Below are 22,608 nucleotides of genomic sequence, written 5' to 3' on the forward strand. Positions count from 1 at the left end.
GATTAAATAGATTGAAATTCCTATTATAATTCCAATTCCAAATTTGATAGCTTGAATACGTTTTGTGGTTTTGCTTTTCATACTTGTATATTTAAATTATTATTGATTTAAAATACTCCCGTTCTTGATTTTTACAATTTCATTTTTCTCTTCTGATTTAAATTGAAAGGAGATAAAATCTACCGAAGCATAATTTTCAACCTCTTGTTTTAAAATTTCGTTCAACCGTGTGGCTTCCTCTTTTTCCGAAGAATAATAATCGCAATTTATTAGCGTGAAGCTTAATTTCTTATTGCTGAAACCGTCTTCTTTGCTGAACTGAATTCCAACTGCTCCGAAATTTGAAGTGATACTTTCGCACTGACAGTTTTGTTGAATGGTTTTTTCAATGGAAGAAGTAAGTTTTTTTTCAGATTTGAAGAATTTACCTACACCGAAACCAAATGAAATCCCGATTATAAAACCGAGGATTATTTTTACAATAAGTTTGTGATTGCGTTTTTGATTTTTTTGTGATTTCATATAAATTGTTTTAGTGGTTAATTTCTGAAACAAACTTGCAACACAAAACACATTAATAAAAGAGAAGCTTCCCTAGATTTAGGAAATTGGGGAATATAAATAACGATGAAATATACTGTGTTTAAAGAGCTTAAGGGAATTTTATAAAAATAGAAAAGACGACGAATTCGCTAACCCTATATTTATAAATCTAGGGTTCAAAAGAGTTTTTTAGGCGATATTCTTAATTTCTTTAATGTAGAAAGAAGGGTTCAGTCCTGTATCTTTTTTGAAGTATTTTGTAAAGGAATCTGCCGATTTATATCCCACTTCCTCGGCGATAGATTGAATGGAGTAGGACCTAAAAATCACATCGTTTTTAAGGCGGACAATGGTGTAATTAATACGAAGATCGTTTATGTACGTATTGAAGTTTTTACCGTAATGGGAGTTAATTACTTTTGACAGATAAGAGGTGTTTGTATTTATCTTTTTTGCAACATTGTATGAGTTACATTCCTGTTTTAGAAAATATTCCTGTTTCTCTAACTTTTTAAGCCCTGCTAAAATTTGTTGTTTTGTTTCTTCGGATACATCAGTGGTGTTTTTTTCTTCCAGCACCTCATCTTTCGTATCAATAATAGAAAGTTCATTTTCTGAAGAATGCTTCATTTTGTTAAGTAAAGCTTCAAATTTGGCTTCGTTTTTCTTTTTGTTTCTGTAAAAGTGAAGTAAGACAAAAAGCAATGCTAAAATTATCAGCGAAGCTCCTAAAAATAAATAATTCAGGTAGGTTTGCTTTTTGTTTTTTTCTGTTTCCAGCGTTTTCAGTTCGGTTCTGAATCTTTCTATTTCCTGTGCTTTAGTGGAAGCTTTTAGATCACTTTTTATTTTATCGAATTCTGAGGTGGAATTAATATACTTTTCAAAATAATAATTCGCCTTTTCAAAATTGCCTGTTTCTTTAAAGCTGTCTGCCAAAAGCTTGTAGTAATTGTCCATATACCCTTCCTCCGAAGGTTTTACGTCATACTTTTCCAAGCCTTTTAACAACGTAGTTTTTGCCTCCTCAAAATTGCCTTCCCCGTGCGCCGCTTTTCCCAAATCATAATTCATTCTCAAATCCATCAATGGTGAATTTGGATCACACAGTTGTGAAGCGAAAGCAAAATTTTTCTTGGCAGCACTATATTTTTTCTCGAAGAAATCAATTTCGCCTCTTGTTATATAAAGGATTCTTTGACCGCAACTATCTTCGGGAGTTATCAATTTTGAAATTTGCTTGGCGTAGTGCTTAGCGGAATCCGCCTGCTTTATTTTAAGAAAGGATTCGGAAAGTAAATAATAGCAATTTACGAGAACCTGCTTTTTCTCAACAGAAGTATACACAGAATCAAGCGGCTTATTTTTATAAATTGAGATGGTTTTTTTACGAATATCAATTGCTTGTTGGGTATCTCCAGATAGTTGTAATATATAAGCTATATTTATTAAAATAGCTTCCCTATAATCATCATTATCTAATTTTTGGGCAAGCTCGAGTGCCTTATTTAGTTCATCCAATGCCAAGGATGCGTCCGGAACAAGCATTTTGCTTTTCGCTCCCAAAATATGCGCTGTAATAATTTGCTCCTCCAATTGGTTTTTTTCGGCAAATTCTAGCGTTTTTTTAAAATACTCCTGTCCTTTCTGGAGTTGGCGGTGACTTAGATAAGTTGAAGTAAGAGCTTCCAAGCCTAAATACTGTTGTTTTTTATCTTTTTCTCTTATGGCTTTTTGTATGTAAGCGTTGCATAAAATAACAGATTTTGATAGATCTGTGTTAATGTATTTCTGAATAGAGTCACTAAGTGATTCAAAAGACAATTGCGAAAGCTCTGTTTTTTCCTGCCCAAAAAACATCGAACAATTTAAAAGAAAACAAAAAAGAAGAAATTTTTTAAATAGGGACATAAATATTCTGGTATGGCTTTCATTTAACTTGCTATGCGCCAAAGATACTATTTAAAATAAACGCATCTGCGGGTTTTTAAGCTGCAGAAAATGCGATACATCCAAAGGCTCAGTTTTTCGGTCTTTTAAAAACTTATTTTTGGCAAGATTCATTGTGTTTTTTACTTGTTCGCTAATGGTTCCTTCACCTTTCATTCGCCTTCCCCAATTGCTATCGTTGAGGTTTCCGCCGTGGCATTCGGCAATTTGGTTTAGAATTCTCTCAGCTTTATCTGGTATGGTTTTGTGCGCCCAATCCTTAAAAATTTCGGCAATTTGGCCGTTTAATCTAACAATGGTGTAACTCACATCGTTCGCTCCAAGTTCGGCAACTTTTTTTACCAAAGGAAGAATTTCGTGACTGTTCAGCGAAGGAATAATTGGTGCCATCATTACCCGAACGGGAATTCCATTTTCTGAAAGGGTTTCCACAGTTTTTAACCGTTGTTTTATAGTCGCCGTTCTTGGTTCCAACAAGCGTCTCGTATCTTCTGAAAGGGAAGTGATGGAAATGTTTACTGAAATAATATTCAGTTTTGCCATTTCTTTCAAAATATCAAGATCGCGGAGAATCAATGAATTTTTGGTGATAATGCCAGTTGGGTGTTTCCACTTCAGCATTACCTCCAAACATTTTCGTGTGATTTCAAGTTTTCGTTCCAATGGCTGGTAACAATCTGTGTTACCCGAAAAAACGATGGGGTTTCCCTGCCAATTTTTTGAAGTTATTTTTTCCTCTAAAAGCTGGGGCGCATTTTTTTTGAAAAGGATATTTCGTTCAAAATCCAATCCCGCGCCATAACCCCAATATTCGTGACTATTGCGTGCGTAACAATATACGCAACCGTGCTCGCAACCTTGGTAAGGATTGGCTGAAAAACCCATCCCCACATCGGGGCTATCAACTTTATTTACAAACGTTTTCGGAAAAACTTCAATATAGTTTGTTTTGTTCTTGTCTGCTTCTTCACCTTCCGCTTCACAAAAATTGAGGTACTCATCCAGCACTTCGTGACTGTTTTCGAAAAAACGGTTATTTATATTTTTTTGTGCACCACGGCCCTTTAGAACATTATCAGCCATAAAAAAACTTTGAAAATTTTACTCTTCAAAGTTAATTATTATTTGGATTATTTCCTTTTATATTTGGAAATATTCCTATTTAATTGCCTTTTCGAATTTTTCTTTTCCACCAACAACTGGAATTTCAATTGTTGTTTCATCAAGATTAACAGTTAATATAGTTCCCGGTTCGGGCAAAAGTGTAAATTGACTATCACTTGAAAAAATCATCAAGCCAATTTGTTGCCCAGCGGGAATTACTTGATCGTCTGGTATAAGATTAAAAGACATTTCGTAGAACTTTCCAGGTTTTAAAGGCTCACTTTCTGAAATGGATTTGTAGTTCTGCGGATCTGCCCACCCTCGCGTAATAATATTGTCGGTTATTTTTGCATTCTTGTCTTTATTCCAAGGCAAAGAAACCATCCAAACAGAAAGATTGGCTGCGGGTTTACTGCTGGCTAATTTGATGTTCAATTTTGAAAGACCAGATATATGCAGGTCTTTCTTTAAAATAGGTGTTACAAAAAGTAGTCTGTGGTCTGAAATTGGAAGTTGAGCAAGTTCTTCGCCAGAAAAATTATAATCGTCCGTCAAGATTTTGGTGCCTTGTTTCTTGTTTTTTCCAACAGTTAAAACTCCTTCATTTGGGGAGGTGGAATTTAAATGAAGCGTAACTTTTTTAGCCTCCGGATTTGGATAATCTGCGTAGGGAGTAGGGTTGTCATTTTTATCATCTTCGCGAACAATCCAAGCTTTCGGCTCTTTTTCAATCCCATTATCAATTCCGAAAAGGTAACGTGTAAACCAACGGTTCATCATAGAAAACGGTGGTGGTCCTCCGTGACCGTTTTGATGGTAATAGATTTTTACAGGCAAGCCCATTTCCTCTGCAGCTTTGTAAATTCTGTAGCTGTGTTCAGGCATTACGTTCCAATCGTTAAAACCGTGCGACATAAATAGCGCGGCTTTCATTGGCTTCATATCGTTCAAATAATCGCGACCCGCCCAAAACTCATTGTAATCACCAGTTTTGCGGTCTATTCCATTTTTAATTTCGTCATCGCGATACGTTGCATTATTATAAGCACGTTTCGATTCATCACCACTGTTTATGAAATCATAAAGTACATCCACATCTTCGCCCAAATATCCACCCGGCGAACGCACCAATCCGTTGCTTCGGTAATAATGGTAATAGGAAGTATTTGGCGCGATGGGAATTATAGCCTCAAGCCCTTCAACACCAGTGGTTGCAGCTGCCAGCGGAATTGTTCCATTATAAGAAGTACCTGTCATGCCAACTTTACCAGTGGTCCAATAAGCTTTTACTTCTTCGTTTCCGTCTGGAGTTGTGTAGGCTTTTGCACGACCGTTTAACCAATCGATAACTGCTTTAGGAGCTAAGGATTCATTATCACCGCCTACGGTTGGCGAACCTTGCGAAAGTCCCGTTCCCGGCGAAGAGGAATGAATAACAATGTAACCTCGCGGAACCCAGGTTTTAATTTGTGAATTTGAAATTATAGGCCGTTCTCCAAGTCTTTTTACTGAAGGATGTACAATTTCCTTTTCGGGAGCACCCAATTCGTGATGCACATCGTGAAAAGCTCCTTCAACTTCTGGCGCAACGCCTGCAAAATATGGGCTTGATTCATAAACCACGGGAAGTTTCAAGCCATCTTCGGTTTGTTTGGGCCGCGTAACATCTACGTGCATTCTGTCTAGTTTGCCATCGCCGTCAGTGTTAAAAGTGGTTTCAACCCAAAGATCTGTTCTTATCCAATCTTTTTGATTTTCAAAAGCGGGAACAATTTGTGCTTCACCGTTTTTAAACCAAGGTTCGGCTTTTTCTTGGGCAGTTACAGAAAAGGTAAAAGCTAGAGCTAAAAAAAGTAAGATGTAATTTTTCATACTATTCTTTAATTAATTATTTCCCAGGAAAATCAGCTTTTCTCTTTTGAAGAAATGCCTGTGTGCCTTCTTTAAAATCTTCGGTGCCAAAACAATTACCGAACTCTTCAATTTCAACTTCAAAACCGTTTTCGCCATCTTCATAATTTGCATTGATTGCACGAATTGCTGACGTTATTGCAACCGAAGAATTTTTCATAATTTTTCCAGCAATTTTTCCAGCAAATTCTAACAATTCTTCCGGAGTTGTTACGTGGTTTACCAAGCCGTATTGCAGCGCTTGAGTAGCATCAATCATCCCGGCGGTCATAATCATTTCCATCGCGCGGCCTTTGCCCACCAATTGTGGTAAACGCTGTGTGCCGCCATAGCCAGGAATTACGCCCAATGAAACTTCGGGAAGCCCCATTTTTGCATTATCGGAAGCAATACGGAAATGTGACGCCATCGCCAATTCTAATCCCCCGCCCAAAGCGAAACCGTTTACGGCTGCAATTACTGGTTTTGAAAAGTTTGCAACAAAATCAAACAATAATTCTTGTCCTTTTGCAGCTAACTTTCCACCTTCTTCAATTGAAAAATCGGCAAATTCACTAATGTCTGCTCCTGCAATAAACGCTTTTTCGCCACTTCCAGTTACAATTACCACTTTCGTTTTGGAAGAATTTTCAGCTTTCTCAAAAGCATCGTGCAACTCTTGGATGGTTTCACGATTCAAGGCGTTCAATTTTGAAGGGCGATTGATAGTGATGGTTGTGATGCCGTTTTTAGTGTCTGAAAGGATGTTTTGGTAACTCATTTTAAATATTTTTAAATGTGAGTGATGTGTACTACATCACGAAAAATTATTTTATAAAATCAAATCCGCAATATGGAACTAAAACTTCGGGGATTTTTATTCCATCTTCCGTTTGATAGTTTTCAAGAATTCCTGCTAAAACTCTTGGCAATGCCAATGAGCTTCCGTTTAAAGTGTGTGCAAGTTTATTCTTTCCGTCAGAATCTTTAAAGCGAAGTTTTAAACGGTTCGCTTGAAAAGTTTCAAAATTTGAAACTGAAGAAATTTCCAACCAACGATCTTGCGCAGTTGAAAATACTTCAAAATCGTATGTTAAAGCTGAAGTAAAACCTAAATCGCCGCCACAAAGACGAAGAATTCTGTACGGCAATTTCAACTCACGAAGAATGTCTTTAACGTGCTCAACCATTCCATCCAAAGCAGCATATGAATTATCGGGATGCTCAATGCGAACTATTTCAACTTTATCAAATTGGTGCAGACGGTTTAAACCGCGAACGTGTGCGCCGTAACTTCCAGCTTCGCGACGGAAACAAGGTGTATAAGCGGTACATGTTATAGGTAAATCTGAATTATTCAGCAAATCGCCCCGGAACATATTTGTTACTGGCACCTCAGCTGTTGGAATTAAATAAAGATCGTCAATGCCCACATGATACATTTGTCCTTCTTTATCTGGTAATTGCCCAGTTCCATAACCGGATGCTTCATTAACCAAATGGGGCACTTGATATTCTGTATAGCCAGCGGAAGTATTTTTGTCTAAAAAGTAAGCAATCAATGCGCGCTGTAAACGGGCTCCTTTTCCTTTATAAACTGGAAAACCTGCGCCTGTAATTTTCACACCGAGTTCAAAATCGATTAAATCATATTTTTTGGCAAGCTCCCAATGCGGCAATGCTCCTTCAACAAGTTTTGGAATGTCGCCTTCCTTGTAAACTTCTTCGTTATCATTCTCGTCGGTTCCGGCCGGTACCAAATCATTTGGGATATTTGGAAGCGTGTAAAGTAGCTGTTGTAACTTTTCAGCAGCAGCCAACATTTGGTCGTTTAGTTGCTTTGAAGATTCCTTCAACTCAACCGTTTTTTCCTTTAGTTCGTTTGCTTTTTGTGTTTCACCGCTTTGAAAAAGCTTCCCAATTTCTTTTGAGTAGGAATTGCTTTGCGCTAAAACTTCATCTAACTGCGCTTGCGAACTGCGGCGTTCTTCATCAAGGTTTAAAATTTCTTCCATAGTGGAAGCTGCGTCAATACCACGTTTGGCAAGGGCTTTTATATATTTTTCTTTGTTTTCGCGAATGTTGGTTACTTCTAGCATTTTCCTAAATTAATTTGAAAAGCAAAGTTAGGAAAATCACCTTATTCTTTATCAGGCTTTTCGTTATAATCCTCTGGAGATGGCAAAATCCATTCACTGTGTTTAAAAGGATGCCATATTTGTGAAGCAAGATCAACATTGGCATCAATAAAGGGATGGTAAGGGCCATCGTTCACACTAATTTTTGATTCCATATAAACAGCTACATCATTACCTTTTTCGGCTTCAACAGTTTTTATTTTTTGTGCGAGTTGCCACATTAAATCTGGTTTGGTTGTTACTGCTGCTTTTTGCTTGCGCCCAAGCATGGTACCGTAATTGTAATATGATTTTTTACCCGTTTTCTTATCCTTTACCCAAACCACAAGGCTTCCACTCTTGGCCCGAAGCATCATTCGCCAGCTAAGGCGGTGGCCTTCTTCAGTCCATAGAACATCATCTTTTAAAAACCAGTGTCGAAGCGGGAGGCCAATCTGAAACAGAAAGTAAACTGAAAATACACCGATAATTAGGTTTTTATGTTTCGGAATAATTACATCATTTCCTGTATATAATTTTTTCTTAGGAAGAAATCGTTTTTGAAGTATTTCCGGAGAAAAGAAAAACAAGGCAAACGCAATGGACATATACGGAAAAATGCCAATGTGAAAAATGAAGGAATTAAAAAGATGAAAAAATATAGAAATAATAAAACCAAGAAGCCGTGTACGTTTCCAAAGCATTAAAGGAACAATAAGTAAGTCGAAGAAAATACCTGTATAAGCAATTGTCCAATGGACCCAGGTTTTTTGCAATATGCTTCCAATGATCCAATAATCACTTTTTCCTTCCATAAGTAATGCAGTCATAGAGCCATTGAGCCAATCTGGATACAATTTGGCGACAGAGGCATATGTATAAACAATCCAGACTTGGAGAATTAAAACAATAAGCACCCAGTGCGACATTGCAGGATTTTTGAGTTTGGGATTTATTTTTGCATCAAGTGAAAACCAACGGTTGGCAGGAAGAAGAGCCATTATCCAACACAACAACATCATTAAATAATAATGGTTGTTGTAACTTGATTTCTGCATTAAATAAACGCAGGTCCACATAATTGCATAGGCAACCATACTGAAGCGGTACTTGTAGCCCAACATCACGAAAATACCAAAGATGGCCATTATTGCGAAGTAATAATACAATAAATCACCTTGCAGATATTGTAGAAAATCGAAGCCAATAAAGTTGAAAGTAAATGGTGTATCAACTAAAGTACGACGTAGCCAACCTGAAAAAACAGCACCAATAGCTTCGGTAGCAATCAAAAGGCCAAACACGACACGAAAAAGAACGAGCCCAATGTTATCAACCTGTTTGAAAAGAAATTTATTCACGCTCTTTTAAATATTGCTTTGCGAAATGCTCATCTTTTACTATTTCTTGACGTAATAATTCTAACGAATCAAATGTTTCCTCATCTCTAATGAATTTTAAAAATTCAATGGTGATTTCCTTTCCGTATAAGTCTTTGTTGAAATCGAGAAAGTGGGTTTCAATGGTTTTTTCGGTACCGCCTACTGTGGGATTGGTACCTATACTTGTTATTCCGAATATTTTTTCATCTTCAATTAAAGCTTGAACTATATAAACCCCGTTTTTTGGAATGAGTTTGTAGTTTTCTTTCAATTTCAAATTTGCGGTAGGATACTTCATGGTTCTGCCAATGGCCTTTCCTTTCACAACTTCCCCAGAAATCATAAAATAATAACCCAAATAATTGTTGGCAGTTTCAATATCGCCTTCATTTAAAGCTTTTCTGATTTTTGTGGAACTAATTGCTACATCATCAATTTCCTTTGCTGAAATCTCTTCAACTTCAAAATTATATGTCTTTCCGAATTCTTTTAAATCATCAATATTGGCGGTTCTATTTCTTCCGAAACGGTGGTCATAACCTATGATTATTTTTTTAGCCTTTAATTTATTCACCAAAATATCACGCACATATTCCAAAGCTGTCAATCTTGAAAATGCTTGCGTAAAAGGATGTATTATTAAATAGTCCAGTTCCGTTTTTTCCAATAAATGGGTTCTTTCTTCAATAGTGTTTAAAAGCTTAATGTCTGATTTTTGCTGAAGCACCATCCGCGGATGCGGAAAAAAAGTTAGCACCACAGAATCTAGATTTTCTTTTTTGGCAGTTTCCACCAAACGTTTCAGAATTGTCTTATGGCCAATATGAACGCCGTCAAAAGTGCCGATGGTGACTACGCTTTGGCGTTCATTTTTAAAAGTAGAGGCTGATGAATATTTCTCCAAAATTATTTTCCGTTAAAGGTATTCATAGTAATATTAATTCCTGCAAGTGCGAAGGATTCTATAATGTTACAGCTCAACTCCAAACGTTCTGGAAGTTGTTTTTCTTCTTCGGCTTCCCAGTCACCCAAAACATAATCTACTTGTCTTCCTTTTGCAAAAGCATCGCTAATTCCAAAGCGGAAACGATTGTAATTTGTAGTTTGCAACGTGTTTTGGATATCTTTTAAACCATTGTGACCGCCGTCGCTGCCTTTCGTTTTTATGCGAATGGTTCCAAATGCCAAATTTAAATCGTCGGTAATGACAAGCATATTTTCCAGCGGAATTTTTTCTTTATCGAGCCAGTAATTTACGGCCTTTCCGCTTAAGTTCATATACGTGCTGGGTTTCAGAAAAATTAGGGTTCTTCCTTTTACTTTATGTGAACTGATGTCCCCTAGTTTGGCTGTTTCCCACGTTAGTGAATTTTTAGCGGCATAAAAATCAACTACTTTAAACCCTATGTTGTGGCGGGTATTTGCATATTTAGGGCCAATATTGCCAAGGCCTACGATAAGAAATTTTTTCATAGAATCTTCTTCGGTAACTTTTTGGTCAGCTTTTGCTGAAAATAATTTTCTGAAAAATGACAGCATATTTTTATAATCTTCGGTAAAAATAAAAAAAGCACCCTGAATTAACAGGATGCTTTTTGGTTATCTTCAAAAAAGAAATTTATTCCTTTACTGCAGCAACATCATCTGTTTCTGTAGCTGGAACTTCTTCTCCTTCTGCACCTTCAGCAGTTTCAGTTTCATCATCAGCATCGTCCACAATTGCGGTACGTGAAGTTCTAACCTGACAGATAACTGTGTTTTCTGGGTGCATAATTTTGTAATTGTCTGTTTCAAGAGACTTAGTGTACATTTTGTTACCAATACGCATTTCGGTAATGTCTGCCTCGATAAAATCTGGAAGATTTTCTGGCAACGCTTTTACGCGAAGTTTACGAGTAACAATACGCAATGTACCACCGTTACGAACACCGCGAGCGTTTCCGGTTGTACGTACAGGTATTTCCATAGTTACTTCCTTATCATCAAAGATTTGATAAAAATCTACGTGAAGAATACGGTCCGTTACAGGGTGAAATTGTATATCCTGAAGGATAGCGTTAACTTTTTGGCCACCTAAATTAACTACAACTGTGTGTACGTCTGGAGTGTAAACCAAATCTTTAAATGCAATTTCTTCTGCTGAAAAGCTAATTGGCTCATTCCCTCCGTAAACTACGCAAGGAACCATTCCAGCATTACGTAGGGCTTTAGTTGCCTTTTTGCCCACGCTTTCTCTTTGTGATCCTTTAATTGTAATTGATTTCATTTTTTTTAATTGTTTGTTAATAAAAACTCCCTAAAAAGCTGTTTTTTAGGGAGTGCAAAGATAAATTTTATTTTGGATTATCAATTTACGATTTTTGATTTTTTCAATTTTTAAAAAAATACTACTCTTTTCAAAATAGTTTTACATCAAAAACTTGGAACTGATGGATTTGTTGGCGTTAACACTTAACATTACTTCCGCAAAAAGCTTCGCACAACTAATTACTCTAATTTTATTACTTGGTTTGGTGGGAATAGAATCTGAAACAATAAGTTCTAGCATTTGTGATTTTTCTATTCGCTCATAAGCATTTCCTGAAAGAAGCGGGTGTGTACAAACTGCACGGACGCTCAATGCGCCTCGCTCCATCATTAAATCTGCGGCCGTAGTAAGGGTTCCGGCGGTATCAACCATATCATCAACAAGCACTACATTTTTACCTTTTACGTCGCCAATAAGTTCCATATGTGAGATTATATTGGCTTTTTCACGTTGTTTGTAGCAGATTACCACATCACTATTTAAAAACTTTGAATAGGCATACGCACGTTTTGAGCCGCCCATATCAGGCGAAGCGATGGTAAGATTGTCAAGTTTCAAACTTCTTAAATATGGAAGAAATATGGTGGAAGCAAAAAGGTGATCCACAGGTTTTTCGAAAAATCCTTGAATTTGATCTGCGTGCAGATCCATGGTTATAATTCTTGTTGCTCCAGCAGTTTCTAGCATTTTTGCAACTAATTTTGCTGCAATCGGAACGCGTGGCTTGTCTTTTCTATCCTGACGCGCCCAGCCAAAATATGGCAATACTGCTGTAATGTGTCTTGCAGATGCACGTTTTGCGGCATCTATCATTAACAACAGTTCCATTAAATGGTCACTGTTTGGAAATGTGGAGCCAATTAGAAAAACACGGCTTCCGCGAACAGATTCTTCAAAGGAAGGTTGGAATTCGCCGTCACTATAATGGGAAGTTATAACTTTTCCTAAAGGAATCCCGAAGGCATCTGCTATGTCTTGTGCGAGTGCTTCACTTTGTTTACAGGCAAAAATCTTGGGGTCCGGTGCGAGAGTTGACATTTTTTAGGTTTTGTTTGAATAGACTGCAAAGGTAAAAATTAATAGTTAGCGATATTTAAAAAAATAGCCAGATAAATTTTAAAGTAAATTACAAATATTTGTTTATTTTTGCCTCCCGTTTGCTCGAGTGGCGGAATTGGTAGACGCGCTGGATTCAAAATCCAGTGTTTTAGGACGTGCGGGTTCGATTCCCGCCTCGAGTACAAAAGGCTTCAGCAGAAATGTTGGAGTCTTTTTTTTATGACTTGGTACAACATAGGTACAACATTTTCATTCTTTATAATATTTAATTGGATTTGTATTGATTTGATAAATAATAGTCTGGAGAAAAGTGGGACTATCCAAAATCTTATTTTTTGAGTGTTTTCGAGGCTTTAAAATCTATTCAAATTATATTTTCAAAGTAATAGTCGTAATTAATAGGTAAGCAAAATATAAATTCAATAGTAAATTTTTGAGAAAAGTACCAATTTTCAGTGTTTTTCTCAAAAGTTAACTAAAGTTGATTCATCCCGTCTTCATAAAATAAAGTCTATCATAGCAGCTTTACAGAACAATATTTTTAGTGTTATAATGGTAAATATGGGCTAAATTGATTATATTTAACCATTATATTGGTATAATATGTTAGAAATTATTACATTAAAAGATGTAAAAATCAAGATTGGTAAGGCTTCTAAGGCACTTCGTAAATCAAATGGGCTGTCTAGAGATGAACTTGCAGAAGCGCTTGAGGTCTCAAGCACAACTATTCAGAACATCGAGAATGGCAAAAATGCCACGCTTGATAATATTTTAAAAGTAGCAAATCATTTTGGTTTATTACAATCTATTGCCAAGGAAATAGATAAAGTTATTGTTAGTCAAAATGACATTTCACTGTATTAATAGATGGCTAGAGATAAAATTATAGATGTCATTGCTTTTAACCAAGAAATTGGTAAACTAGGCTATGACATAGATCAGGGTAAATCCTTTTTTCAATACAATCCAGAGTTTTTGGAGTCTGGCCAATTCTCAAAACTTTTTCCATTTATTTTTAAGCGTACCAAACCAGCGCAGGTATTTACCGAATACCAGCAAGATACCTTTCAAGGTTTGCCCCCTATGATAGCAGATTCTTTACCAGATACCTTTGGTAATATCATTTTTCAAGAATGGTTAACAGCGAGAGGTATTCAGAAAGCAACTCCTTTAGAGCAGCTTGCTTATGTGGCTGATCGTGGTATGGGTGCTTTGGAATACAAACCTGTGAAAGAATTACCAAATACCACTTCTATAAACATCGATGATATTATTAGCATTTTAGAAAAGGTTTTAAAGCTAAAGGACGATACTTCTGGTGCTTCCCTTGATGAATTATCATTACTAAACGTTTTTAAAATAGGAAGTTCTGCGGGTGGTGCAAGACCAAAAATTTTAATCTCAGAACATAAGAAAACGGGAGCAATTATAGCAGGAGACAGAGAAACAAGCGACGAATACAACCACTATCTAGTCAAGCTACACCTTGACGATAGCGATGGTTATAACAAAGAAAAAGTAGAATATGCATATTATTTGCTAGCGCAAGAAGCAGGTATTGATATGATGCCATCTAAACTCATTGAAAACAAACACTTCGCAACATTAAGATACGACAGACAACACGGAGAAAAACAGCACGTATTAACTGCTACTGGTTTAACGGGTTGGGACTATAAAAGTCAACCAGAAAATTCCTCTTATGAGAATCTTTTTAAAGTGGCTTTAGGACTAGAAGTGCCGCATAAAGACTTACAACAGTTGTTTAAGCGTATGGTATTTAATGTAGTATTTAGAAACGTAGACGACCATTTAAAGAACCACAGTTTTATCTATAACAAAGAAGAAAACAAGTGGAACTTAGGACCTGCTTATGATTTGACTTATGCACTAAATCCACTATTTACATTTAAAACTACCTCTAGAGCTTTGTCTATAAATGGAAAGCGTACTGGGATTACTTTAAAAGATTTGCTAACGATTGCCGAAGAATTTGTCATTAAAAACCCTAAAGGCATGATAGAGGAGATTCAGGCATTGATGCCAAGATGGATGGTGGTGGCGCTGGAATTAGGGATACCTGAGAATATAATTAAAGCAATCCAAAAAGAAATAAAGAGAATAGAATAGTGGCAATTAGAAAGCAATATTCCCAAATCAATTATACGTTAATATAATTAGGGTCATATTTTTTCAATTATAAACTTTTAAGAACTTAATGCTAAAAAGAAAAACAATACCTGATGCTGAATACAGTAATTTGTAAAAAAGAATTTCCAATTATTTACAAAGATTATTCAGTCTGGAAGGTCAAACATTTTTAATCCCTCTATACTCTGAATTTTTATAGTAATAAATAGCATAAGGCGTTCCCACCTTATTGTTATAATAGGCCACACCGCTTTCATCAAGTTTTTTCTTCAGAGTATTCCTGGAATCCATATCAGGAATGTATAGTTTCATTCCCTTAACAAACCTATTAAGACAAGTATTAGCATAAACAATATTATTGTTTGCTACAGCAACATATATTTCTTTTAAAGATTTGTTCATAAATTGACATATACACACTTATATGTCAATTATTGACAATTAAGCGCTTATATGTTAATAAGTTTGGGAGACGAATTTAGGTAAATTCAAGTTAAATTTTTACATTTGACCAAATAAAAAAACGCCTACACCGTTAGGTATAGACGTTTTTATGTTCTAAGAAGTAAAATTTTGAGTGTTAAGGGTGGCTTCTAATGCGAAAGTTCCTTATATCTTTTCAGGCTGTCATCATAGTGTTAATGCCCTTTATTTTACTAATTTCAAGTTCTAAGCTCACTAAGCTGAGCGACACTTACAAAATACCGAGGTTGCACCCTCGATACCGATTACTAACGCACTATGCGTCTAGTAATACGGATTGTCCTAGTGATCGTAACCCTCCTAGAGGGGATACGAATCGTGACTGTTCTTGTAGTCATTGGATCCTAGCGGGTTTAATTAAACAATAACGGAAATGGACTTTCCAAATCCAAAGGAGCACTACTATAAAAATAGTGCTCCGGGAAAAAATAGTTTTAGTTTGGAGTAGACCTATAATGAGGTCCTACTTTTTTACCATTCCTTGTATGTGGGGCTACATACACTTTTTTATTGCCCCCTTTGGTCTTCGCCATAGTCTTGGAATTAAAAATTAATACTATTTCTTAACACAAAGCCGTAAGAAATTCGGCTTTAATAAAATGGACACTTTGCCGAGTGTCCATTTTTATTTTAACAAGTTGATTGTTGCGTTGCCTTAATCAATAAGGTTTCCACCATATTATTAAATGTTCTGTTCTCCTCTTCCGCCATACTTTCAATTTTTAGGATAAATGATTCCTTTAGCCTAATTGATCTTTGTTTTGTCGTACTTTTTTCCATAATCCCCATTATTTAAAAGTTAGTAAATATTTTCATTTTGGTTTTAATCAAATATAAAGTAGTTATTAAATTAAAGCACATTTAACCACAAACGTTATTAACGAAGTTGTCAACAATTTGATTTTTAACTACTTGCGTATTTTAACGAAGAAATTATACACTTAATCGATCCAAAATTAATTATCCACAAGAACATTCACAAAATCCGAGCATTTCTCTAATTGCTCGTTAAGACTCTCGTTAAGACTCTCGTTAATCTTCTCTAATCGATGTATTTCCGTTTTGCTTTGTTGTACTTCTATGTTTAACTCGTAGTTGTCCTTTGGTTGTTCCTTGCAACCTAATGAAGATAATAGTATTATGAAAAGAAAATATTTCATAAAGGGTTGATTTAAAGTGAATTTAAAAATATATTATGTAAATTTGAGTATTCTCCCCTCAGTATTAACCCTTTAAATTTTTAAAATATGGGAAAGGTGTCACCATTTCACAGTACACATCCTTCTGCATCTGTTTATCATGACAATAGCAGTTGTACAGAAGGAAACAACATTGAGGCGAAGTACAAAAAATCTGGAACAGATGGGCGTCCAAAATGCGACCACTGTAAAAGACTTTAAGCTTTTTTGTTTTTAAGAAGTTTAGGACGTTCCAAAAATATTATTTCATTAAAAGGAACGTTCCAAACTTCTCCTTTTTGGCAAAGATTTGTATCTCCTGTTTCTATTTCTACCGTTCCATATACTCTTATTCGCTTGATATATTTTAATGCCATAATTTTCGCATATTCTATACACCCTTATTAAGTCAAATTCATTGTCCTGAAATCTCACTGTGGGCAAATCAAAACAATGCCCTTCTCCACCATGACATGATTCGCATGTAATAAATCCATGATTATTTAATACTTGCACAGCTTCAATTATTACTTCATTTATATTTTTAAATTTTTCCATCACTCCTTATTTAGTTGAGATTTGACGCCTCTTGTGTATAGAACCCGAAATTTCAGATAGTGAATTGGTAGTCAATAAGCGTATTTAATTTTTTCGGCTCAGAAAAATTCAAATTATGAGCCGAATAGTATTCCTAATCGGCTCATAATAACAAATTCGAATAGTAATCACAACCCGTTCCAGCCCATTCCCACTTCATTGCATTTCGGGAAATGCGCTTCAATACATTGTCTTGGACAAAATCCCAAAATTTTAAATGAATTATATTCGTAGAAGTGAATCTTGAAAGAACAAAATTTGAAATTGAGTCCGCTCGCTCCTGTCTAGTGTGGTTTTTGAAATTAAAAAGTAATATCTAAGAATGTTCCCAAACAAACACTACAAATTTTTTAATTTTTATTGATACTCACATATTAGTAATCAAATTTCTTATTTTGGCGCTACATTAAAAAATAAAACCTTTTTATGCATCCAAGCGCACGCCAAAATTATAGCAAATAATGTCATATCCAGGTGGTAGTGCTACACATATGGGTGTTGAATATCAAAGTTGGTTTTTGGCTTTACAAATTGCCTATAGCTTTTTTGAGCCAGATAGGATTATTTACCCAGAAACATTTATTACTGATTCAAGCATTATAGATGATATAAAAGTGTTACAAAATAAGATGACTACATTTTACAATGTAAAGCATATATCACCAGCAAAAAGTTTGCATTGGAAAAATGGTGAATTAGTTTCTCATTGCGTAATAAAACACATTAAGCAACAATTTGAAGCTGATCGAAAAGCTAAAATTGTATTTGTATCCCAAAGTGATTGTTATTTAGTCACAGAAGTCTTTCAACGTGCCATAAACGCAATTACAATTAACGATTTAGATCAGGTCCTTGCATCAAGTAGATGTATAGAAATTTGGGAAAGTGCTAAAGAATTATTCGATTATGATGACTACACTCTACTAGGCCTGGCGAAAAATGTTTCTATGAGATGTTTGCCTCTCTATGAAATTAAAAAACTAATTGAGCATCGTTTTGTTCCATTAGGTCATCATAAGGAAGTGGCGAATTTATTTGCAATAAAAAGTTTAGAATGTTCTGGTCGAAAAACTAGGATTACAAAAGAATTAATCAATAGTTGGTTACTTGAAAATGGCATCAATTTTAAATGAATTTAATATATGAAAATAGATGTATATGCTAATAGGGCATTGGATTTTAATGCATTAAACAATAGGGAATTTGAAGAGGTCGTGTATTATTATTTTAAGGATCAAATTGATAGAGGTCTTTATCAAGGGATTTATGATAACATAGAGCTGTCTTCTGGAGTAGGAGAACGGGGAGCTGATGCTATGCTTTTTTTTGATAGTCGAATTAAAGGTGTGGTGCAATGCAAGAAATATAAAAGTAACCTTACTGTTGAAATAGTTTTAGCTGAGATTATCAAATTTCTATTATATCATATTTTAGAAATTCAATTAGGGAAGAAGAGAGGGTCTTCTTTAATTTATGATATTGAGGATTTTACATATTACTTTGTTGTATCAAAAGATTTTACTCAAGCAACAAAATTACTTTTGGCCAGTTTCAATCAAAATTGGTCATCAAGAAAAATTAGCCCAATTATTAATAAAATTACTTCTGTAAAATCATTTGAAAAATTAAATGTTGAAGAAGCTCAAGAGCAATTAAGGGAACTTCTTAATACCTTAAATGTAGTGGCGATAACAGCCGTAGACTTAGATCCTATAGTACGTATTAATCCTTACTTGAAAAACCGATATTTTTCACCACAATCATTAGTTGGCAATGAGCAAGAAAATTTACTGATAGAAAAATACACCAATAACAAACATTTTTCTATAAGCAAGGAGCTTGCAGTTGAAAAAACGGAGTTAATATCAAATGATATTACACGTGTAAAATCTTTTTTTGGTAAGAATGAATTGTTGAAAGTTGAACGAGCGGAGACAGAAGATATTTTTAAATGGATACACCAAAAGCCTAAAGACAATGAATCGAATATAGCTGTCGTTGCTGGTAATGCTGGAATGGGTAAATCAGTTATTCTATCTCAACTCTATTCTAAACTAAAGGATGAAAATATTCCTGTAATTTCATTAAAAGCTGATAGATTAATCTTTAATTCAATAACAGATTTAGAAAACGAGTATAATCTCAATATAAGTTTTGAAAAATTATTTGACAGAATTATTGACTCTGATACGACAGGAGTTCTTTTAATTGATCAAATAGACGCTTTATCTCAAGCCTTATCTTCAGATTTAAAACCGCTCAAATTCTATGATAATCTTATACAGAGATTTACAAATCATCCAAAAGTTAAAATCGTTATCTCTACTAGAATTTATGATCTAAATTATGATCCTATTATCGCTAATTACAAGGGAAAGAAAAGCTTTATAGTTAGGGCGCTTAAAAGAGATGTTCTATTCGATGTTTTAACACGATCTGGAATTGATAAGGTAGGACAATTTACAGAAGCTTTTCTAGAATTAATTGCTGTTCCCTTGCATCTTGATGTGTTCTTAAAGGTTTACTCGGAAAGTCTTAAGGTCAAAGAAATTAAGAGTCTTCAAGATTTGTATTCGCAATTATGGAAACAGAAAATTTTGGTTGCAAATAGCTTTAATCTAACTGTTATAAACCCTAAAAAATTATCTGATTTTGTATTTAAAGTAGCTTCAAAAATGTACGAGCTTCAAGAAATAAATTTAGATGCTCGATTATTTGAAGACAATTATTTTAAAGAGATAAAATTTCTAAAATCAGAAGGCATCCTTGTTGAGGGTAAAAACATTGAGTTTTTTCATCAATCTTTTTTTGATTATGCCTATGCAAGAAACTTTATAAATGGAGAAAAAGATTTTCTCAAAGATATTCTAAAGAGACATCAAGGGTTGTTTGTAAGATCAAAAATTAAACAAATCCTAAACTATAAAAGTAGTGTGTTGCATAATGAATATATAATTGATGTCAATAAAATTCTGCAACATAAAGAGGTTCGCTTTCATATTAAGCTATTGATCCTTCAGGAAATTGCATTTCAAGAAAACCCAACTATTGCCGAGCAAAATACTGTTGAACATATAGTCTTTAAAGTTGATGAATTAAAAAGCGCCTTTAATGCATCACATATGGGTCAAGGATGGTTATCTTTTTTTATAGATAGGGATATTTTTAGAGATGATATTGAAAATAATAATGAAGAACTACAAAGTCAAATAACAAGTTCTTTTAGACGATTTACTTTAGCTGAGAATAAAGAGGATTTACTCAAGTACTACAAAGCTTTAAAAGATTCACCCATCAAGGATGAGTTAATAATAGATTATCTATGGCAAGTAGGCGAGGTTAAAAGTGAACTTGCAATAGAATTAATTGAAGATGTTTTTAGCCGAAAAAAAGAATATTCTAAGCAATACTGGTATTATAGAATCCTAGATAATACATCAGTAAATTTTCCCAAATGGACGGCCAAAAAATTACATGAGCATATTGATATTACTGAAGGAACAGATATAAATGACGATAAAAATTATTTCTACACCCAAAATCTAGGGATTGAAATATATGAAAAACTATGGGAGAAACACCCAGATGTAGCCTATACATTAGTAAAAGATATTATAACTGAAATAATTACAAAACGTCAATTTGAGAGTAATGGCGTTATAAAACTTGATTCTGCTTTTTTATTATATGATAGAAAGAACCTCGATTTATATTATCATAATAAACAATTGGACATTCTTCAAACCTATCTTGAAGACAAATTTATAATCGCTCCTATTTTTGTAAAAGATGAAGTATATAAATATCTCGATTCTAATAGAATTGTTGAAATTATAATTGGTTTCAGTATTATCTTCAAATATCCAAAAAAGTTTAAAAATGAAGCCTATCGCTTTTTTACAAATACGACAAAACTTGAAGAATTATATAGTTTAAATCAATATTTGAACTTTATGATGTTAGAAGTATTTGGTCAAATGTATCATTGGCTAAATGATGGTGAAAAAAGTAAAATAGAAGATATATTACTATCAAACTTTAGAAAAAAAGTTGAATTACGAGTTTTCACAAATGATGATGGTACTAAAAGAAAAAATAAATACTACGGTATAGGTAAATATGAATTACTCAATTCTATAAATGAAAAAGGCGAGTTGCCAAAACATTTGAAAAAGGATTATTTAGAGTTATTTAGAAAATTTGGAACAATTAAAAATGTAGAACCAAAAGGGATTGTAGTTTCTTTTAATAGAGACCCCTTAGGTAACCCAAAATATGATAAATTCTCACTAGAAGACTGGCGGAATAGTTTTAAAACTTACACGCACAAAAATAAAAATTATAGCAGTTGGAATCAACCAGCCGAATATGAGCACGGACGAAAATTTGTGACAGTTGTCTCAGAACAACCAAATAAATTCATTGACTTCATTTATAATATAATTGATGATAGCGAAGTATCCGATACGTATATAGTAAAAGGACTTGAAGGCCTAAAAGAAGGTAGGATTGATGTAGATAAGCTGAAGAATTTATTTCTTTACGCAATAAGTCAAAGAAAATATGAAAAGGAAAATACACTATATCTAATTTGGATAACAGGATATTTTACAGATAAGAAAAAAGTGTATCCAGAAATATTAGAATTTTTAAAACTGCAAATCATTTCAGGCGATGAGGGTAGAGAAAATTTTAATGATGCTTTATCAACAGGAATAAATTCAGTAAGAGGTGCTGCTACAAGTAATTTAGTAGATTATAGTTTTTCTGAGAAAACATTTCCTTTTATTTGTGAAACGCTTCGATCATTGGTGGATAATTCTCGTTCATCTACGAGAGCTGCTGCTATCTATAAATTACAGTATTTATTAAAATACGGGAAAGAGCAGGTTTTAAATCTATTTTTAGGTTTAGCTAATGACTATGATGAAGGGATATTAAAAATATCAATAAACCCATTACAATATCTAGTACACTACAATTTTGAAGGATTGATTCCATTCTTTGAGAAAGCTTTACTTGTTAAAGAGTCTAATAAAGAAATAGGGAAATTAATTACGGTGGGTTATTGCAATAGCTATGTTAAAGCTGATGATTTATTAGAATTATTTTTAAATTATAATGAGCCAAATACTATAATAAAAACAGCTTTTGAATTTATCGAAAATGAGTATAAATTTGATAAAGCACTTACTATTGTAATGAGGTTTTTAAATTCAGAATCTAAAGAAATAGGCGAGATTTATAACAGAGCATTTTTTCACATAAATCCAAAACAGTTCAAACAATTACGTTTTTTTCTTTTTGAATATGTTGAATCTTCTGTTGGCAAATGGAGAGAGCACCCTTTTTATGATTTCTTATTAAAATGTTCTGGAAACGATTATAACGACTGTATTCTACTAGCTGGAACTTATAAGAACCACTATGGTCCGGATATCACTCAAAGAGGTTTACGCAGTCAGCCGCTAAAAGTTATTATAAGCTCATATAATGCTATTAGAGAATACGACAAAACAAGTCCTATTCTTGAGCAGGCGATGGATATTTTTGACGATATGCTTAATAATGAAGAATACAGAGATTCATCTGCTCATCATATATTAAAAGATGTTGATGCTTATTAAAAAATAAAAAATCTTAGCAGCTTTATAAAAAAACCTTTTTTTAAATTTTGAGATATGTAGTTATGTTGAAAAAATAAACCCGTTCCAGCCCATTCCCACTCCATTGCATTTCGGGAAATGCGCTTCACTACATCGTCTTGGACACAATCCCAAAATTTTATTTATATATTCTTCGAAGAATAAACCTTGGAAGATTAAATTTTGAAATTGAGTCCG

General features: G+C 34.3%; 19 protein-coding genes and 1 tRNA gene. 6 read left to right on the forward strand and 14 right to left on the reverse strand.

All coding sequences use genetic code 11. The annotated features are described in order from the left end of the window. Nucleotides 1-99: 99 nt before the first annotated feature. From AEQU1_RS02960 to AEQU1_RS03010, 11 genes are all read right to left on the reverse strand, one after another. A complete protein-coding gene (locus tag AEQU1_RS02960; RefSeq protein WP_111878649.1) occupies nucleotides 100-522 on the reverse strand; it encodes a hypothetical protein in 423 nt (140 codons plus the stop codon). A gap of 210 nt (nucleotides 523-732) precedes the next feature. Then, nucleotides 733-2,403, reverse strand: a complete 1,671-nt coding sequence (locus AEQU1_RS02965; protein ID WP_181566691.1) for an AraC family transcriptional regulator — start codon at nucleotides 2,401-2,403, stop codon at nucleotides 733-735. Nucleotides 2,404-2,505: 102 nt separating this feature from the next. Continuing rightward, nucleotides 2,506-3,576: a PA0069 family radical SAM protein gene (locus tag AEQU1_RS02970; RefSeq protein ID WP_111878652.1), complete on the reverse strand. Its 1,071-nt coding sequence runs from the start codon at nucleotides 3,574-3,576 to the stop codon at nucleotides 2,506-2,508. A 75-nt stretch (nucleotides 3,577-3,651) separates the two neighbouring features. After that, complete coding sequence (locus AEQU1_RS02975) at nucleotides 3,652-5,469, reverse strand: Xaa-Pro dipeptidyl-peptidase (protein ID WP_111878653.1); 1,818 nt, start codon at nucleotides 5,467-5,469, stop codon at nucleotides 3,652-3,654. A gap of 16 nt (nucleotides 5,470-5,485) precedes the next feature. Further along, the gene (locus AEQU1_RS02980) at nucleotides 5,486-6,268 is read right to left on the reverse strand and encodes an enoyl-CoA hydratase/isomerase family protein (RefSeq protein ID WP_111878655.1); all 783 of its coding nucleotides are present in this window, start codon (nucleotides 6,266-6,268) and stop codon (nucleotides 5,486-5,488) included. Nucleotides 6,269-6,314: 46 nt separating this feature from the next. Then, complete coding sequence (gene serS, locus AEQU1_RS02985; RefSeq protein WP_111878657.1) at nucleotides 6,315-7,586, reverse strand: serine--tRNA ligase; 1,272 nt, start codon at nucleotides 7,584-7,586, stop codon at nucleotides 6,315-6,317. 41 nt (nucleotides 7,587-7,627) lie between these two features. Then, nucleotides 7,628-8,965, reverse strand: a complete 1,338-nt coding sequence (locus AEQU1_RS02990; RefSeq protein ID WP_111878659.1) for an HTTM domain-containing protein — start codon at nucleotides 8,963-8,965, stop codon at nucleotides 7,628-7,630. Beyond that, the gene (locus AEQU1_RS02995) at nucleotides 8,958-9,890 is read right to left on the reverse strand and encodes a bifunctional riboflavin kinase/FAD synthetase (RefSeq protein WP_111878660.1); all 933 of its coding nucleotides are present in this window, start codon (nucleotides 9,888-9,890) and stop codon (nucleotides 8,958-8,960) included. The genes AEQU1_RS02990 and AEQU1_RS02995 overlap by 8 nt, the downstream gene beginning before the upstream one ends. Before the next feature lie 2 nt (nucleotides 9,891-9,892). Further along, nucleotides 9,893-10,525 (reverse strand): aminoacyl-tRNA hydrolase, encoded by a 633-nt coding sequence (pth, locus tag AEQU1_RS03000; protein ID WP_111878662.1) that lies wholly within the window; start codon nucleotides 10,523-10,525, stop codon nucleotides 9,893-9,895. A 79-nt stretch (nucleotides 10,526-10,604) separates the two neighbouring features. Further along, on the reverse strand, nucleotides 10,605-11,252 hold the full coding sequence (locus AEQU1_RS03005; RefSeq protein WP_111878663.1) for a 50S ribosomal protein L25/general stress protein Ctc: 648 nt from the start codon (nucleotides 11,250-11,252) through the stop codon (nucleotides 10,605-10,607). A gap of 141 nt (nucleotides 11,253-11,393) precedes the next feature. Then, nucleotides 11,394-12,332, reverse strand: a complete 939-nt coding sequence (locus tag AEQU1_RS03010) for a ribose-phosphate pyrophosphokinase (protein ID WP_111878665.1) — start codon at nucleotides 12,330-12,332, stop codon at nucleotides 11,394-11,396. 121 nt (nucleotides 12,333-12,453) lie between these two features. On the opposite strand from AEQU1_RS03010, the gene AEQU1_RS03015 reads away from it, so the two are divergent. The 3 genes from AEQU1_RS03015 (at nucleotide 12,454) to AEQU1_RS03025 (ending at nucleotide 14,486) form a co-directional block, all read left to right on the forward strand. Beyond that, a tRNA-Leu gene (locus tag AEQU1_RS03015) sits at nucleotides 12,454-12,535 on the forward strand. Nucleotides 12,536-12,956: 421 nt separating this feature from the next. Then, nucleotides 12,957-13,220, forward strand: a complete 264-nt coding sequence (locus tag AEQU1_RS03020) for a helix-turn-helix domain-containing protein (RefSeq protein WP_111878667.1) — start codon at nucleotides 12,957-12,959, stop codon at nucleotides 13,218-13,220. A gap of 3 nt (nucleotides 13,221-13,223) precedes the next feature. Continuing rightward, nucleotides 13,224-14,486, forward strand: a complete 1,263-nt coding sequence (locus tag AEQU1_RS03025; RefSeq protein WP_111878668.1) for a type II toxin-antitoxin system HipA family toxin — start codon at nucleotides 13,224-13,226, stop codon at nucleotides 14,484-14,486. Between the two features lie 180 nt (nucleotides 14,487-14,666). On the opposite strand, the gene AEQU1_RS03030 is transcribed toward AEQU1_RS03025, so the two are convergent. Together AEQU1_RS03030 and AEQU1_RS03035 are read right to left on the reverse strand one after the other, a co-directional pair. Next, nucleotides 14,667-14,909 carry a hypothetical protein gene (locus AEQU1_RS03030; protein WP_111878670.1) on the reverse strand — a complete coding sequence of 81 codons (243 nt, stop codon included), beginning with the start codon at nucleotides 14,907-14,909 and terminating at the stop codon, nucleotides 14,667-14,669. Between the two features lie 711 nt (nucleotides 14,910-15,620). Beyond that, the gene (locus AEQU1_RS03035) at nucleotides 15,621-15,770 is read right to left on the reverse strand and encodes a hypothetical protein (protein ID WP_181566692.1); all 150 of its coding nucleotides are present in this window, start codon (nucleotides 15,768-15,770) and stop codon (nucleotides 15,621-15,623) included. Nucleotides 15,771-16,237: 467 nt separating this feature from the next. Here AEQU1_RS03035 and AEQU1_RS03040 point away from each other — a divergent pair, with 467 nt between their 5' ends. Next, entirely contained in the window at nucleotides 16,238-16,390 is a 153-nt protein-coding gene (locus tag AEQU1_RS03040) for a hypothetical protein (RefSeq protein ID WP_181566693.1), read from the forward strand. Here the strand turns inward: AEQU1_RS03040 and AEQU1_RS03045 are convergent. After that, complete coding sequence (locus tag AEQU1_RS03045) at nucleotides 16,387-16,545, reverse strand: hypothetical protein (RefSeq protein ID WP_181566694.1); 159 nt, start codon at nucleotides 16,543-16,545, stop codon at nucleotides 16,387-16,389. The genes AEQU1_RS03040 and AEQU1_RS03045 overlap by 4 nt on opposite strands. Before the next feature lie 681 nt (nucleotides 16,546-17,226). On the opposite strand from AEQU1_RS03045, the gene AEQU1_RS03050 reads away from it, so the two are divergent. Together AEQU1_RS03050 and AEQU1_RS03055 are read left to right on the forward strand one after the other, a co-directional pair. Continuing rightward, a complete protein-coding gene (locus tag AEQU1_RS03050; protein ID WP_111878673.1) occupies nucleotides 17,227-17,898 on the forward strand; it encodes a hypothetical protein in 672 nt (223 codons plus the stop codon). 9 nt (nucleotides 17,899-17,907) lie between these two features. Then, nucleotides 17,908-22,392, forward strand: coding sequence for a hypothetical protein (locus AEQU1_RS03055; RefSeq protein WP_111878675.1), 4,485 nt, complete (start codon nucleotides 17,908-17,910; stop codon nucleotides 22,390-22,392). The last annotated feature ends 216 nt before the right edge of the window (nucleotides 22,393-22,608 follow it).

The sequence above is a fragment of the Aequorivita sp. CIP111184 genome (genome assembly GCF_900489465.1).
Taxonomy (GTDB): domain Bacteria; phylum Bacteroidota; class Bacteroidia; order Flavobacteriales; family Flavobacteriaceae; genus Aequorivita.

Bases quoted from the DNA above. Each gene is read 5' to 3' on its own strand.
- AEQU1_RS02960 (WP_111878649.1), bottom strand. From the start codon at position 522: ATGAAATCACAAAAAAATCAAAAACGCAATCACAAACTTATTGTAAAA.
- AEQU1_RS02965 (WP_181566691.1), bottom strand. From the start codon at position 2,403: ATGTTTTTTGGGCAGGAAAAAACAGAGCTTTCGCAATTGTCTTTTGAA.
- AEQU1_RS02970 (WP_111878652.1), bottom strand. From the start codon at position 3,576: ATGGCTGATAATGTTCTAAAGGGCCGTGGTGCACAAAAAAATATAAAT.
- AEQU1_RS02975 (WP_111878653.1), bottom strand. From the start codon at position 5,469: ATGAAAAATTACATCTTACTTTTTTTAGCTCTAGCTTTTACCTTTTCT.
- AEQU1_RS02980 (WP_111878655.1), bottom strand. From the start codon at position 6,268: ATGAGTTACCAAAACATCCTTTCAGACACTAAAAACGGCATCACAACC.
- serS (WP_111878657.1), bottom strand. From the start codon at position 7,586: ATGCTAGAAGTAACCAACATTCGCGAAAACAAAGAAAAATATATAAAA.
- pth (WP_111878662.1), bottom strand. From the start codon at position 10,525: ATGCTGTCATTTTTCAGAAAATTATTTTCAGCAAAAGCTGACCAAAAA.
- AEQU1_RS03005 (WP_111878663.1), bottom strand. From the start codon at position 11,252: ATGAAATCAATTACAATTAAAGGATCACAAAGAGAAAGCGTGGGCAAA.
- AEQU1_RS03010 (WP_111878665.1), bottom strand. From the start codon at position 12,332: ATGTCAACTCTCGCACCGGACCCCAAGATTTTTGCCTGTAAACAAAGT.
- AEQU1_RS03020 (WP_111878667.1), top strand. From the start codon at position 12,957: ATGTTAGAAATTATTACATTAAAAGATGTAAAAATCAAGATTGGTAAG.
- AEQU1_RS03025 (WP_111878668.1), top strand. From the start codon at position 13,224: ATGGCTAGAGATAAAATTATAGATGTCATTGCTTTTAACCAAGAAATT.
- AEQU1_RS03030 (WP_111878670.1), bottom strand. From the start codon at position 14,909: ATGAACAAATCTTTAAAAGAAATATATGTTGCTGTAGCAAACAATAAT.
- AEQU1_RS03035 (WP_181566692.1), bottom strand. From the start codon at position 15,770: ATGGAAAAAAGTACGACAAAACAAAGATCAATTAGGCTAAAGGAATCA.
- AEQU1_RS03040 (WP_181566693.1), top strand. From the start codon at position 16,238: ATGGGAAAGGTGTCACCATTTCACAGTACACATCCTTCTGCATCTGTT.
- AEQU1_RS03045 (WP_181566694.1), bottom strand. From the start codon at position 16,545: ATGGCATTAAAATATATCAAGCGAATAAGAGTATATGGAACGGTAGAA.
- AEQU1_RS03050 (WP_111878673.1), top strand. From the start codon at position 17,227: ATGTCATATCCAGGTGGTAGTGCTACACATATGGGTGTTGAATATCAA.
- AEQU1_RS03055 (WP_111878675.1), top strand. From the start codon at position 17,908: ATGAAAATAGATGTATATGCTAATAGGGCATTGGATTTTAATGCATTA.